Origin of the sequence: Pseudomonas mangrovi (assembly GCF_003052585.1) — a bacterium.
GTDB lineage: Bacteria > Pseudomonadota > Gammaproteobacteria > Pseudomonadales > Pseudomonadaceae > Aquipseudomonas > Aquipseudomonas mangrovi.
Genome location: NZ_QASN01000017.1, coordinates 289,368 through 302,733 on the forward strand (window position 1 = coordinate 289,368; position 13,366 = coordinate 302,733).

12 protein-coding genes are annotated in these 13,366 nt (G+C 64.4%); 5 read left to right on the forward strand and 7 right to left on the reverse strand.

All coding sequences use genetic code 11. From position 1 onward, the window contains the following. The first annotated feature begins 3 nt into the window (after nucleotides 1–3). The 3 genes from DBO85_RS10315 to DBO85_RS10325 all read left to right on the forward strand — a co-directional run bounded on the left by DBO85_RS10315 (nucleotide 4) and on the right by DBO85_RS10325 (nucleotide 2,088). Entirely contained in the window at nucleotides 4–798 is a 795-nt protein-coding gene (locus DBO85_RS10315; protein WP_146168204.1) for a hypothetical protein, read from the forward strand. Between the two features lie 199 nt (nucleotides 799–997). Further along, on the forward strand, nucleotides 998–1,474 hold the full coding sequence (locus DBO85_RS10320; protein WP_108107172.1) for a YegJ family protein: 477 nt from the start codon (nucleotides 998–1,000) through the stop codon (nucleotides 1,472–1,474). An 80-nt stretch (nucleotides 1,475–1,554) separates the two neighbouring features. Then, nucleotides 1,555–2,088 carry a zf-TFIIB domain-containing protein gene (locus tag DBO85_RS10325; RefSeq protein ID WP_108107173.1) on the forward strand — a complete coding sequence of 178 codons (534 nt, stop codon included), beginning with the start codon at nucleotides 1,555–1,557 and terminating at the stop codon, nucleotides 2,086–2,088. A gap of 260 nt (nucleotides 2,089–2,348) precedes the next feature. Here the strand turns inward: DBO85_RS10325 and DBO85_RS10330 are convergent, their stop codons facing one another. Next, on the reverse strand, nucleotides 2,349–2,756 hold the full coding sequence (locus DBO85_RS10330; protein ID WP_108107174.1) for a DUF3301 domain-containing protein: 408 nt from the start codon (nucleotides 2,754–2,756) through the stop codon (nucleotides 2,349–2,351). A 248-nt stretch (nucleotides 2,757–3,004) separates the two neighbouring features. Here DBO85_RS10330 and DBO85_RS10335 point away from each other — a divergent pair, with 248 nt between their 5' ends. Further along, a complete protein-coding gene (locus DBO85_RS10335) occupies nucleotides 3,005–4,279 on the forward strand; it encodes a hypothetical protein (RefSeq protein ID WP_108107175.1) in 1,275 nt (424 codons plus the stop codon). Nucleotides 4,280–4,342: 63 nt separating this feature from the next. Here DBO85_RS10335 and DBO85_RS10340 read toward each other — a convergent pair whose 3' ends face one another. The 3 genes from DBO85_RS10340 to DBO85_RS10350 all read right to left on the reverse strand — a co-directional run bounded on the left by DBO85_RS10340 (nucleotide 4,343) and on the right by DBO85_RS10350 (nucleotide 7,791). Further along, nucleotides 4,343–5,710, reverse strand: a complete 1,368-nt coding sequence (locus DBO85_RS10340) for a glutamine synthetase family protein (RefSeq protein ID WP_108107176.1) — start codon at nucleotides 5,708–5,710, stop codon at nucleotides 4,343–4,345. A gap of 143 nt (nucleotides 5,711–5,853) precedes the next feature. Continuing rightward, entirely contained in the window at nucleotides 5,854–7,248 is a 1,395-nt protein-coding gene (locus DBO85_RS10345) for an aspartate aminotransferase family protein (RefSeq protein WP_108107177.1), read from the reverse strand. A gap of 135 nt (nucleotides 7,249–7,383) precedes the next feature. After that, the gene (locus DBO85_RS10350; protein WP_108107178.1) at nucleotides 7,384–7,791 is read right to left on the reverse strand and encodes an SMI1/KNR4 family protein; all 408 of its coding nucleotides are present in this window, start codon (nucleotides 7,789–7,791) and stop codon (nucleotides 7,384–7,386) included. 244 nt (nucleotides 7,792–8,035) lie between these two features. On the opposite strand from DBO85_RS10350, the gene DBO85_RS10355 reads away from it, so the two are divergent. After that, nucleotides 8,036–8,299 carry a hypothetical protein gene (locus DBO85_RS10355; protein ID WP_108107179.1) on the forward strand — a complete coding sequence of 88 codons (264 nt, stop codon included), beginning with the start codon at nucleotides 8,036–8,038 and terminating at the stop codon, nucleotides 8,297–8,299. 7 nt (nucleotides 8,300–8,306) lie between these two features. On the opposite strand, the gene DBO85_RS10360 is transcribed toward DBO85_RS10355, so the two are convergent. The 3 genes from DBO85_RS10360 to DBO85_RS10370 form a co-directional block, all read right to left on the reverse strand. After that, a complete protein-coding gene (locus DBO85_RS10360; protein WP_108107180.1) occupies nucleotides 8,307–9,137 on the reverse strand; it encodes an alpha/beta hydrolase in 831 nt (276 codons plus the stop codon). Next, on the reverse strand, nucleotides 9,137–12,331 hold the full coding sequence (locus DBO85_RS10365) for an autotransporter family protein (RefSeq protein WP_108107181.1): 3,195 nt from the start codon (nucleotides 12,329–12,331) through the stop codon (nucleotides 9,137–9,139). Before DBO85_RS10365 ends, DBO85_RS10360 begins: the two co-directional genes overlap by 1 nt. A 170-nt stretch (nucleotides 12,332–12,501) precedes the next feature. Beyond that, a complete protein-coding gene (locus DBO85_RS10370; protein ID WP_108107182.1) occupies nucleotides 12,502–13,335 on the reverse strand; it encodes a Tim44 domain-containing protein in 834 nt (277 codons plus the stop codon). Between the last annotated feature and the right edge of the window lie 31 nt (nucleotides 13,336–13,366).

Here is a 13,366-nt window from a genome sequence, read left to right on the forward strand (position 1 = left end):
GCCGTGCTTTTAAAGAAAATTTCCGTTCTCTCCATGACTCTTGCACTTGTTGCCTGCGTGGCCCCTCCAAAATTTCAGGACACTCGCCAACCCAATAAAAATGAGACTTTTGCGCTCGGCTCCTCTGCACTATTGCAGCCTACAAATCATACGGTCCGGCATATAAACGTCGAGAAAAATATAATATATACGCAAACATTTGGGGGTGGCGGCCTCGCCCTAGGCCTATTATTGGGACCCGCTGGCACGGCCGCAAATTACGCAATGATCAACTCCGCAACGGACGCGGATACGCATAAACTCTCCAACAAGATCCCCGTCGACCCGGTCAAATCCTTCAGCAACGCAGCTCGCCTGCACAACTTCTCCCTTACCGATACAACTAATCCGGATTCCCGCATAACCCCCTATTTGTATATCGTAAAAACGTCTGAGTCCTCGCTAAACATAGCTACCGGTCTCATCTATGAGCCAAACATCGGAACAGCATCAAAATACATGTTGCAACTGCCTGGCACCTATACAGTTGAAGAGCTCTCCTCACTGAGCCCCGAGCAAGCGAGCATACTTCAGTCCACAGTGGACAGCGGTTTCGAACAACTCCTTGGCTTCTTTTCCCGAGAGGGATCCGAGTCGCCCCTTGGTCAGCCCATAAAATATAAATCGGCATTTATCTCACCGAGATTCGATTTCACACTAGATGGCTCCGTCGCAGCGAAGGACGACCACATCACTTGGATTAGAACTTACGGCGGACTCTACGGCCTTCGGAATGGCACGTTTTCAGTGAGTTACTGAAAACCGCAGGGAAACAGCGAAGTGCTGTTTAAACCCCGCTGGGTTTGTATCAGCACTCCGCTGCTTTAGCGGTAATTTCGAGCCAAATCGTATGACTACGTATCGGTGATTTAATGCCGCGCTTCGTCTTGCTGCCCCCCCACAGGCACATTCCCACCACCGGCCACTACGCTCAAAAAGCACCGAAGGCGATGACGACATGAACAAAATAATCGGATTGATCCTGCTAGCACTCGCTGCCTGCTCCAGCTTCGCTGAAGAGCGGGATACCAACGAGATAGTCAATGTCCACGAGCAGGACGTGGCAATGAACGCTGCCATGCTGCACGCCAATCAAAGCCTGGAAACGTTCATCGAGAGACTGCAGAACCCTCAAGAAGGGGATTCGGACTTCGCACTCAAGGTAAAGATCTCCGACGAACACGGCGTAGAGCACTTCTGGGTGACTAATATCGCCATTACTCCGGATGGCTTCGAGGGCGTGGTCGCCAATGAAGCGCGCACCGTCGAGGTGGTCGATATCGGGCACAAGATCAAGTTTGCCCGCGACCTGGTCAGCGACTGGTCGTACGACAGCCACGGAGTCAAGCAGGGCGCTTTCACATTGAGGGTCCTGCTGAAAATGATGCCCGAAGATCAAGCCGCCTATTACCGCAAGACGGTCGGCTGGGACTGACCCGTGCCGCTCATCGCTGCACTACCGACCGCACGCGTCGACACCGAACCTGCACGAACTTCACTGAAAGGACGCTACCCATGCACTGCCCCGCCTGCCGCACCACCCGCCTGCAACCAGCAAAGCTCGAGGACGGCCTGCTCGGCCACGGTTGTCCGCAATGCGCCGGCACCCTGGTCAGTCTGCTGCACTATCGCGACTGGGCCGAGCGTCAGCCGGCCAATGAGGCCACTCCAGCGCTGCTCGCAGAAGAAGAAACCGGCGAAACCCGCCATGCGCTGAACTGCCCCAAGTGCGCCAAGCTGATGAGCAAGTTCCAGATCAGCGGCACCCGCGCCAATCGCCTCGACCTGTGCGGCAGTTGCGACGAGGCCTGGCTGGATCACGGCGAGTGGCAGTTGCTCAAGGCGCTGGAGCTGAGCCGCAAGATGCCGGCGATCTTCACCGATGCCTGGCAGCGTCAGGTCCGTCAGGAGGCCAGCGAGGAAGCGCGCCGCCAGCGCTTCAGCCGTATCGCCGGGGAGGAAGCCATCGCCCGCGCCGATGAAGTCCGCGCCTGGCTCAAGGCTCATCCGCAAAGGCGTGAGTTGCTTTTCTACATCGGTCACGACTGAAACCGGGGCCAATGCGCGGCGGAAGATCCTGGCGCAATGTCCGTTGGTTATTGCGCCCGGGGAAAATACGGAGCGAACGCCGTTATGGCGCCGCGGGCAGCTGTAGGGTGGACAACGCTCTCCTTGTCCACCGACACGCGGAAGCGGTGGATGGGTGAAGCGTCGTCCGCCCTTTGTACAGACTGCTGGGACGCGGCGGTCCACGGCGCAATGCCCTGCGGTAATTGCGCCCTACAGACGCCAGGGACTGACGCAACCCGTCACGCCTGACCATCGTCGGAGCGCGGATGCTCGCGGCGCCAGTCGCTGAGACTGATGACCTTGGGGTCGGCAATCACGGCGGGTTGGGCTTCAGGGAAGGGATGAGCGTCCAGTTCGATACGCCCGGGATGGCGACCGAACAGGGTGATGTTGCCGCGCAGGCGCTGCTCGCCGGTGACGGTGAACTCGAAGTCGTAGATCCGCGCCAGACGCCGCTGGCCGCGGGCGTCCGGCAGCCAGGCCAGGCGGCGGAAGGCGACGTTGCCGTCGAGCAGCTCCACGTCCAGCCTTTGGCAATGGCGGCGCACCAGCGCCAGCGCATGTTCGCGCAAGCCGTGGGCGCGCCAGAGCCAGGCGCCGAGAGCGGCAAGGACAAGAAACAGGCTGAAATTGCCCAGGGTCAGCATCAAGCGATCTCCGCGAACGAGCGCGCAGCTTAGCAGAGCGATCGCTGCCTTCGCTGCCTCGTCCAGGCGGAGCGATCAGGACCTGCGCGACAACAACCCTCGCGGCCTGCCGTCGGCCTTTGCAGAGCGGCGAGGGCACTTTCGGCCATTCATCTGTCGACCGGTCCGCAGCCGTACGGCAAATGAATTGTCCGTCCTCGGAAACTTGGTTAGCGTGCGCCGCCTGCACTTCCGGGAAGGACCCTGCCATGACCAGAACCCGCCTCGCACTGACCCTCTGCTCACTGGCCACGCTGGCCGGGCTCAGCGCGCTGATGCTGCTCGACAACTCGCCTTCGCCACAGAGCCTGGCCTGGCAGGCCGCTTTCGAGGAGCGCCGCAGTCAGCCGAGCGAAAGCTATCTGCTGCTCCTGGGTCTGGACGCAGGCGCCATGGAACAGCCGATGCAGCTCGGTCGTGCGCGACTCGACGCCTATCACGCCTGGACTGAGGCCGGAGAAAAGAACGTTCTGGCACAGCCCGACACAGCACTGCTGCCGTTTCCCGACAACCAACAGCTGTGCGAACCGGGCAAGCCCGAGTGCCTGGCGCGCAGTGCCGATGGCTCACTGAACGGCACACGCCTGCTGGCGGAAAATGCCGTGTTGCTGGAACGCTATCGACTCTGGCTGGAGCTCGCCCCGGCACGTAGCCAGGCGCTGCCGGGCGCCAGCGAGCCGCTGCCGAACCATCGCCTGCTGATGGTCGCCAACCGTCTGCTCGGCCTGCAGGCGCTGCAGCTGATCGAGCAGGGCAACCCGCGCGCGGCGCTGGAGCTACTGGAAGAGGATATCGTCCGTCTGCGTCGCCAGCTGGCGGAGGCCGATACCCTGATCGGCAAGATAGTCCTGGCCAGCATGCTGGCCGCGGATCTTGAGCGCATCGCCCTCTGGCACGCCCGCGGCCTGCTGCCGGACCCCGCGCCGATTGCCGGCCTGAGCGAAAGCGAACGTTCGCTGCTGATGCCGATGCAGCACGAATTCAGTGGCATCGCCCGCCTGCTCGGCAACCTGCGCCAGCTGGGCGTCGAAGAACACGGCGCGCTGCCACTGCTGCTGTTCTACAAGCCGCAGCGCAGCATCAATCAGGCCCTGCCCTCCTACCAATACCCTGCCGAGCTGTCGCAGCTGCCGCCGGACCGGCTTGCCCAGGCCCTGGCCGAGCGCGAGCCCCTGGAGCCCGCCTCGCCCTGGAGCCAGCCGAACAACCCGATCGGCCAGATCCTGCTGAACATCGCCACTCCCGCTTTTGAGAACTATGCAGGTCGTGTCCAGGACCTTGAGGCGCGCATTCGCCTGTTCAACCTGCTCGGACAGTTGCCGGACGAGGAAAGCGAACTGCTCGCCGCGCTGACCACCCTGCCCGGCGCCGACAACCCCTACTATCCCGGCCAGCCCCCGCGCTGGGATGCGACCACCGGCACCCTGTGCTTCGACGGCCCGCTGCCGGATGAGCGCGGCATCCGCTGCCTGCCACTGCGCTGAACCCACTGCGCCACGGAATCAGCACCGCCACTACCCAGCGCGACGCCCCATGTCCATCACTCATCAGGCGTGGGTCAGGAACCAGCGCCAGTCCTGCTCGCCGACCTCGGCCATGAACTCCCGATATTCCTGGCGCTTCAGCGCCAGATAAACCTTCATGAAGCCCTCGCCCAGCTCATTGCGCGCCCAGTCCGAAGCCTCCAGCGCGCGCAGGGCAGTGAGCCAGTCGCTGGGCAGCGGCGCGTGAGCCTGGGCGTAGCCGTTGCCGGTAATCGGCGCACCCGGATCGAGCTGTTCGCGAATGCCGCGATGGGCACCGGCGAGGATCGCCGCGGCGGCCAGATAGGGGTTGGCGTCGGCGCCGCAGATGCGGTGTTCGATATGCCGGCTGGCAGGCGGCCCGCCCGGCACGCGGAAGGACACGGTGCGGTTGTTGACGCCCCAGGTCGCCGCCAGCGGCGCGTAGCTGTTGGCCTGGAAGCGGCGGAACGAATTGGCGTTGGGGCAGAAGATCGCCAGGCTGTCCTGCAGGCTCGCCATCATCCCGCCGATGGCCTGGCGCAGCAGTGGCGTGCCCTGGGCATCCTCGCAGGCGAACAGGTTGTCGCCGGCGGCATCGGCCAGGCTCAGATGCAGGTGCAGGCCGCTGCCGGCACGCTCGGCGAACGGCTTGGCCATGAAGCAGGCCTGCAGCCCATGACGGTTGGCCACGCCCTTGACCAGCCGTTTGTAGCGCACCCCCTCATCGATTGCCTGCAGCGCGTCGAAGCGGTGCTCGAGGGTGATCTCCAGCTGGCCGGGGGCGTACTCCGAGATCGCCGTGCGCGCGGGCAGGCCCTGGGCGCGGCAGGCCGCGTAGAGGTCATCGAGAAAATCCTGCTGCTGCTCCAGTTCGAGCACGTCGTAGACCCTGGTCGCCTGCGGACGCTCGCCATTGCCGTGGCGCGCCGGCTGCGGCCGGCCCCAGGGATCGCGCTCGGCATCCAGCAGATAGAACTCCAGCTCCACCGCCATCACCGGGTGCAGCCCGTCGGCCTGCAGGCGCTCGATCACCTGCGCCAGCACATGCCGCGGATCGGCCGGAGTGGCGGGCTGGCCGCGCTCGGGGTGCATGCACACCTGCAGCTGGCCGGTGGGCTGGCTGCGCCAGGTCTGCAGGCAGAGGCTGCCGGGCACCGGATAGGTCCAGCAATCGGCATCGCCAACCTCCCAGACCAGGCCGCTGTCCTCGACGTCGTCGCCGTTGATGGTCAGCGCAAGGATGGTGCTCGGCAGCGGCCGACCGTGCTGGTAAACCGCCAGCAGCTCGTCGCGATGCAGCAATTTGCCGCGCGGCACGCCGTTGGCGTCGATGAGGAAGAGTTCGAGTTGCTGCACCTGGGGGTGCGCGGCGAGGAAGTCATGGGCTTCCCGGATATCGGCGAATCGCATGGATAAGGCTCCGGCGGGCGCCGGCAACACCTGCCGGACACCTGGCTTGAATCGAATGGGTTGCGCCCGACGGCCCGGAAGGCAATCGGGCAACCAGGGCGCCTGTCAGCGCCCCGGCGCCAGGCCCGCCGGATAGGTCGCCATCAGTCCTGCCGCGCGCCAGGCAGCGCCAGCAACTCGCCAAGGGCCTGATCGAGGGTAGCGATCAGCCGATCGACATCCGCCTCGCTGGTGTCCGGACAGCACAGCGTCATGTTGTGGAACGGGGTGATCAGGATGCCTCGATTGATCAGGTACAGGTGCAGGGTCATCTGCAGGCTATCGTGGAAGGCCGCCTCTGCCTCGGCACCGGTGCGCGGCGGCACGGCACAGAACTGGAACTCGCAGCGCGCACCCAGCTCGGTGACCGACCAGGCCAGCCCCTGCTGGGAGATCAGAGCGCGAAAGCCTTCGGCCAGGCGCGCGCCCAGGGGCAGCATGTGCTGGTAGGCGGCCGGGGTCATCACCTGTTCCAGGTTGGCGCGCATGCAGTGCATCGCCAGGGCGTTGGCCGAGAGTGTGGTGCCCATGCCGCTGTGGCCGTGGCCCTCGACCATCTCCGCCGCATGGGCTTTGCTCAGCTGCATCGCCTGAGCCATGGCCGCGCTGCAACCATAGACCGAGCAGGGCACGCCGCCGGCGATGGGCTTGCCCAAGGTGATGAAATCCGGCTCCAGGTTCCAGGCACGCGTACAGCCGCCGGGGCCGGTGGAAATGGTATGGGTCTCGTCGATGATCAGCAGGCTGCCGTGTTCGCGGGTCAGCTCGCGCAGGCGCTGATGAAAGCCTGGCGCGGGCATGACCATGCCGATATTGGTCATCGCCGGCTCGCACAGCACCGCGGCCACGTCACCCAGCGCCAGCGCCTCTTCCAGCGCCTCGAGGTCGTTGAACGGGATCGCCCGGGTATAGCGGGTCAGGTCATAGGCCTGGCCGACCAATCCGGCGCGGTGCACGGTGCGACCATCGCGCCAACGCACCAGGGTGTCGTCCACCGTGCCGTGATAACAGCCATCGAACACCAGCAAGGTGTTGCGTCCGGTGATCGCCCGGGCCCAGCGGATAACGAAACGATTGGCGTCGGTGGCGGTGGTCGCCACCTGCCAGAACGGCAGGCCGAAGCGTTCGGCGAGCAGCTCGCCGGCGACTACCGCATCTTCACCCGGCAACATGGTGGTCAGCCCACGACTGGCCTGCTCGGCGATCGCCCGGGCAATCGGTGCCGGCGAGTGGCCGAACATGCTGCCGGTGTCACCCAGGCAGAAATCGACATACTCATGCCCATCGACGTCCTGGAAACGCGCCCCCTGGGCACGCTCGACGAACAGCGGGCTGGGCGTCGACCAGTCATTCATCCAGTGCATCGGCACGCCGCCGAACAGCGAGTGGCGGGCACGCTCGGCCAACGCCAGCGAGCGCGGGTTGCGTTGCAGAAACAGTGCGCGTTCGCGCTCACGTAGTGTGCTGATCGCTGCTTCGCCGATACCGCTGCTGCTCATCTCGATTTCCCCGACTTGGATGCCGTCCCCCGCACGCCGCGGTAACCGCATGATCATTTCAGCCCTTCACGATCGTCAAACGCGCCCCGCCATCGATCGACTCCTGTTCAAGGACAGTCACCACAGAGGCAGGTTTCAGCTCTCCAGCCAGACGTCACGCACCCAGTGCCAGACAGTCTCCCAGCTCTCGTCGCTCATCTCGCCATCCACCGCGTCCCAGAGCAGCACGGTGCCGTCCTCTTCCACACAGTAGTAGCGATCGCCATCCACGCAGAGCGGTACAAGGTGACGGGGCATGCCGATATCCCAGGCGTGCGCAGCAACTTCCGGCAGATAGGTATGCGACTGCGGGTCGGCGGCGGTGACCGGCTCCAGGCGCCCGTAGACCACATCGCTGACGGTCAGCAGATACTCGCGCAGACCGAACGGCAGGTGGATGAGGATCTCCTCCTGGATTTCCACCAGGGTCTCCTCTTCCGGCAGTTCCAGCGGTACCGGAACCGGCTCATTGCGCTCACGCAGCTCTTCGATGACTTCTTCCACGACTTCCGCTCCTCGACCAGAGGTGATGTAAAAGCCCGGCGCAGAGCGCCAGCATGGCTATTCTGCAATTTCGGGCACTACTGAAAGATGGCCCGCGAGAACTCGCCAGACGCCATGGGCCAACGCATGCTCGGGTTCGACTCAAGCTCAGGCCACTCGCTCCTGACCGGCCGTCTCGCCACCGCGGACGGCGAAATCACAGCTTCAGAACGCCCCAGGGAATGCATCGCCGGAGGATACAGGCATGACACGCGAACAACACCTCGAGCTGGTGCAACTGCTGGGTGCGATCGGCCTGTTCAACGAGCGCGGCACGCTCTGGAGCGAGGCAACGCCGGAAAGGGTCGAGGAGGTACGCGCCTACTTCCGCCAGTGTCTGGACAACTTCATCAAACGTGTCGGTGCCGAACAGCTGGAGCCTGGGCTGCGAGCCTACCTGGAGTCCGAGCGTGCGGTGATCGATGACAGCGGGGAAGTCTATGCGAAGCTGCTGGAGGAGCGTCCCTAGCAGGCGCTCACTCGGCACAAGCGAGCGGCCGATCGCGCCAGGCCTGCCACGCACCGGCCACGCCCTGAGCATGGCGCACGCCCTCAAGCACCACATAGTCGGCACAGTCGCCATCCAGGCGCTGCGCATAGTCATCCAGCAGGGCAACTCCAATCACCTCGTCCGCGCTGCCCAGCAGATGCCGCTGTGGCAGTGGCCGAAGTCGCTGCCTGTAGTCCAGAGGCTCGAGGGAGCCGTCCAGTGCACTGAGCCCGTTCAGTCGAGCCCAGCGTCGTGGAGTCAGATTCCCCGCCAGGGTCTGCACCATCACCACATCCTCGCGCCTGGCCGCCAGCAGCAGCGCCAGTGCTGCGCCGCCGGAGTAGCCGACCAGTTCGAACTCACCCAGCTGATGACGCGCCTTCAGCGCCGAAAGCGCCGAATCCAGGCTGCGAACCACGTCTTCCGAGTAGCGCTCGCTGGTCCACAACTCGCGGCGACAGCCCGCCGCGAACACGAACTGACAGGGCCGTGCCAGATAGATGCTCGGCTGCGGGTCATCCAGCACCAGTTCCATGACCAGCAGGTCACGGGGTGTGGGATCCAGGCTCGGCTGCGTTGGCGTCGACCAGGCGTGGCCATCGCCCTCGATGTAGACGCGGGTTCGGCTGCCGGCCGGCAGCTTAAGCGCGACGCCCTGCAACAGCGGAAAAGGTTGCGAGGCAGTCACTTCGAAGTGATAGCCCGCCTGCGCCCCGCGCTGCTGGACCCTCTCCAGGCTGCTCTGGCAGCCGCCAAGCGACAGCAGAAGCAGCAGGGCGATGGCCCACCGAGGCACGCCACGCCGGGCGATCGGCATCAGAAGTTGTAACGCACGCTGGCCTGCAGCGTATCCGCCGAGAAGTCCTGCTTGCCGAGGTAGTCGTAGCTGACGCCCATGCTCAGGGCACCCAGGTGGTAGTTCAGGCCCACTCCCGCTTCATAGCTGTTGCGCGCAGGCTTGGCACCGGTGGTGACGAACGGCGAGCCCCCGAGCAGGAATGCCGAGGTGCTGCTGGCCTGATCGGCGATGAAATCGTGATAGCCCATCACACGCAGTTCCGGCTGCAGATTTCCCTGGCCAAGCGCGAAATTGCCTGCCAGGCGCACCCCTGCACCCAGCTCGGCGACTTCGTAGCGCTGGGCACCGACCTGCAGCGCCGCCGCCGAACCCTTCTCGCTGTAGCTGTCGATATCCAGACGGCTATAGCGCGCGGCAATTCTTGGCTCGAAGAGCCATTCGGAGTTCAGCTGCAAACCATAGCCTGCCAGCAGGTTGATGCCGAACAGTTCGCTGTCGAAATCACCCTTGACCCGGGTGCCGGCCACGTAGCGCTTGGCACTGTTGTCGTTGATGCCGTAGGTCAGGCTGCCGTCGAGGAAATAGCCACTCTCCTCGTAACCGCCATACAGCGTGAAGGCGTGACCATCGACATCGCTGGTGTTGCCGGTTTGCGACTTAACCTCGGTCTGCAGATTGGCGTAGGCAAGGCCGATGGTCGTCTGCGGGTTGAGCTTGCCGTCGGCACCGATGGCGAAGCCTCGGGTTTCTGCGTCGAAACCGGCGATGCCGTTGCGTCGGTCCTGATCGGCATTGCTGCCCAGGCCGAGCAGCCAGACACCGGTCTGCTGCAGCACATCACCCGAGGACATGCCCTTGCCACCGCCGCCGGTACGGCTGCTGGTGACGCCATTGACCAGGCTCTGGCTGCCCATGGCCGCCTGCGTTGCGCCGCCATTGACTTCCGGGGTGAGCTGCTCGGCCAGTGCGGCCAGCTCTTCCGGGCTGGCATTGGCGAACGCCTGGAACAGCGGGTCGCTGCTGTCCAGCTGGCTGAGCACCGAGGTGGTAAAGGGCAGCGCGGCCGATATCCCGTTGCCGGATGCGCCAGCCTGGTCCAGTACCTGCTCGATCTCTCCAGCGGATTTGCGACTGACCACCGCGGTCACCGTCCGGCTACCGGCGGCATCGACGTTGAAGCTGTCCACGTTCAGCAACGCGGAGTTGCTGACCACGCCCAGGCCGCCATCGAGGATAGAGCCGGCGCTGATCAGGGTGTATTGGGCGCCATTGGCAGAGAAGTCATCGGCGCTGGCGGACAGGCGCAATTGCGAGCCGGCGAGGAATTCCGCCTGGCCGCTGACGGCGAGAATCGCCTGGTTCGGGTTGGTCTGCGCCGTGCTGATCAGCATGTCGACGGACGTACCGGTGCCAAGGAAAAGACCGCCATCGATCTGGGTATGGGCACGCTGCAGTGCGAGACGGCCGGCCGGCTGGCCGCCAGATGCGCCGGAAATCTCCACCTCCTGGGTGCGGATATAGGCGCCGTCGAAAACGACGTCGCCCAGCACATTCACCACATACAGCCCTTCCAGATCGCCACGGATGGTGCCGGCCGTCCAGTTGAGGCTGGCGTTCTCGGCAAGGATCGCTGCAGTGCTGCCTTCGATCAGGCCGCCGTCATGGTTGATCTGCAGACCGAACGCGCTGCCGGTGCGGTGAATGCCATAGGTGCCGCCAACGATGCTGCCGGTGTTGGTGAGCGCCGCCAGGGTGACGCCGTCCAGGTAGACGCCAGCGCCCGCGGCGGCGTTGATGGAGCCGCTGTTGCTCAAGCTCGAAACCGTTCCGTTTCGCAGTGCAACGCCGCTGGCACCCACGCCGGAGACGTCAACAGTGCCGGTGTTGCTGACGCCGCCGACAACAGTGCTGCCTACCGCCACGATGCCTGCCGCCGGGTAGGCGCTGGCGTCACTCACAACCTTGATGTCGCCACTGTTGAGTACGGAGCCGTTCACCTGGCTGTCATACAGGTAGATACCGGAGGACTCGAAGCCGGCAAGGTCCAGCGAGCCGGTGTTGTGCAGAAAGCTCGCCGAGCTGCCTAGCAGCGACATGCCCGCCACGCCACTGAGGGGATTCGCACCACGACCGATAATCTCGCCGCTGTTGCTGAGACCCGCGTCGAGCTGGCTATCTACGATGGACATGCCGCCCGATCCCGTGCCGGCGCCGGTGAACGCATCGCTGCCGGTAACCTCGATCTTCCCCTGGTTGCTGACCAGCCCGCTTGCCTGGCTGGCTTCGAAGTAGATCCCACTGGTACTGGCCGCGCTGTTGTCGATGACGCCTGTCGCGCCATTGCTGACGCTGGTGACCTGACTGGAAACGATCGAAATCCCGCCCATGCGCTCGCCGCCGCTACCTTCGAGCGTGCCCAGGTTACGCACGGCACCAAGCACTTCGGTGTTGAACACCAGCATCGACGCGGAGCGGCTGGGGCTTCCGGCGCTGGTCACCCGGATATCGCCGCTGTTTTCCACACTCCCGTTGACCTGCAAGGTCCCTGGTGCGCTGCCGGCGGCGGCCATGCCGCGGCTGCCGGCACCATTGATGTCGATCTGCCCCGAGTTGAGCAGACTGCCACCGATGGTGGCGTCGCCGGTGATCAGCAGGCCGCTGCTGTTGAAGCCGTTGACTTCGATCTCACCGCGGTTCTCGACGTTGCCGCCGACGGTACCGGAGGTTGCCTGGCTGGTGATCACTTGTAGGCCGGCAGCGCCGTGGGCCGGATCGCTGCCCGTCGTTGTGGCGCGCAGCACGCCCTCGTTGATGACACTACCGGTCACCCGCGCTGGGTTCAGCATCATGGCTGCGGCATTGGTCGCACCGCTTGCCTGCAATGTCCCTTGGTTGATCAGGTCGCCGTCCAGCGGGACGCTGAAGCCAGGATGAGAGTAGAAGCCGAAGGCGAGCCCAGTAGTCTGGATGGACAGGGTCGCATCGAGTGTCAGTCCAGCCGGCAGGGAAGCCCCATTGGCCAGAGTAATGCCGACGAAGGCAGGGATCGGTGCCGCAAAGTTGTACGTCCCGGTGACTGTCAGCTGTTCGAGGTAGGGGGTATTGATGTTCAGCGGCGCGCCACCGAGATCGATGGTCTGCGCTGAGAGATGCGCATGGGCCGCTAGGACTGACAGGGCGATGAGGGATTTGGACAGCAGATGCGAAGCCATGGACAACCTCCTTGTTGGCGATACGAGCAAGGCTGGCACTATGCCAGCGCCCCCCAAGCGCTTTCCATTTCAATGGAACACTCGTTCAGGCTGCCCGACGAACGGTTTTCTCGCTCTTCAGAACGAAGAAACCCGGCCGTGGCCGGGTTTCCTGATTATGCATTGACGACTCAGTTCTGCCGAATGCCTGCGACCAGCCAGGGCTGGTTCTCGCCCTGCGCGCGTTCCAGGCGCCAGCTTTCGCTGAAGGGTTCGCCCTGGTCGAAGCGCGAGGTCTTGGCGGTGCCGCTGAAGGTCAGGGTGGCGATGGTCTTGTCGGCCTGGTCGTCGACGCCGTCCAGCTGCACCTGCAGCTCGTCGACGTAGGTGGACTGGTAGCCGTCGCCCAGCTCGGCGCGTTCGCGCTTGAGGAAATCGAACATCTGCGGGGTGACGAACTCGGCGATCTTGTCCATCTCGTTGGCATCCCAGTGCTGCTGCAGCGCCAGGAAGTGCTGGCGACCGGCTTCGATGAAGCTCTGTTCGTTGAACCAGCTCGGCGCATTGATCACCGGTGCGGCCGCGGCGCCACCACCGAAGATCGGCGCGCCGTCGGCGGCCTGACGCTGCTGCCAGGGCGCACCGCCGGCCATTGCCGGCTGCGCGGCGGCGGCACTGCGACGGCGGGCGGCGATGACCTTGAAGATGACGAAGGCAATCAGGCCGAAGATCAGGATGTCGAACAGCTGCAGTCCTTCAAAACCATCACCCATCAGCATCGAGGCGAGCAGGCCACCGGCGGCGATGCCGGCCAGCGGGCCGAGCCAGCGCGACGCGCCGCTTTGCGGAGCACCGGCCTGACGATTGGGCGCGGCTTGCGGGCTGTCCGCCTGGCGCCGCGGGGCACTCTGGTGACTGGGGGCCGAGCCGAACGACTTGCCGCCACCGAAGCGCTTGGCTTGGGCGTCGAGACTGAGGGTCAGACCCAGGCAGAGGGCCAGGGCGATGCTGAGGAAGCGTTGCATGGGCAGGTGATCTCTTGAGTAAAAGGGTTTC

What these genes read in the sequence shown, in the direction of transcription:
- DBO85_RS10345 (WP_108107177.1), bottom strand. Translation starts at nt 7,248, where the DNA reads ATGAGCAGCAGCGGTATCGGCGAAGCAGCGATCAGCACACTACGTGAG.
- DBO85_RS10330 (WP_108107174.1), bottom strand. Translation starts at nt 2,756, where the DNA reads ATGCTGACCCTGGGCAATTTCAGCCTGTTTCTTGTCCTTGCCGCTCTC.
- DBO85_RS10335 (WP_108107175.1), top strand. Translation starts at nt 3,005, where the DNA reads ATGACCAGAACCCGCCTCGCACTGACCCTCTGCTCACTGGCCACGCTG.
- DBO85_RS10365 (WP_108107181.1), bottom strand. Translation starts at nt 12,331, where the DNA reads ATGGCTTCGCATCTGCTGTCCAAATCCCTCATCGCCCTGTCAGTCCTA.
- DBO85_RS10355 (WP_108107179.1), top strand. Translation starts at nt 8,036, where the DNA reads ATGACACGCGAACAACACCTCGAGCTGGTGCAACTGCTGGGTGCGATC.
- DBO85_RS10320 (WP_108107172.1), top strand. Translation starts at nt 998, where the DNA reads ATGAACAAAATAATCGGATTGATCCTGCTAGCACTCGCTGCCTGCTCC.
- DBO85_RS10325 (WP_108107173.1), top strand. Translation starts at nt 1,555, where the DNA reads ATGCACTGCCCCGCCTGCCGCACCACCCGCCTGCAACCAGCAAAGCTC.
- DBO85_RS10340 (WP_108107176.1), bottom strand. Translation starts at nt 5,710, where the DNA reads ATGCGATTCGCCGATATCCGGGAAGCCCATGACTTCCTCGCCGCGCAC.
- DBO85_RS10370 (WP_108107182.1), bottom strand. Translation starts at nt 13,335, where the DNA reads ATGCAACGCTTCCTCAGCATCGCCCTGGCCCTCTGCCTGGGTCTGACC.
- DBO85_RS10360 (WP_108107180.1), bottom strand. Translation starts at nt 9,137, where the DNA reads ATGCCGATCGCCCGGCGTGGCGTGCCTCGGTGGGCCATCGCCCTGCTG.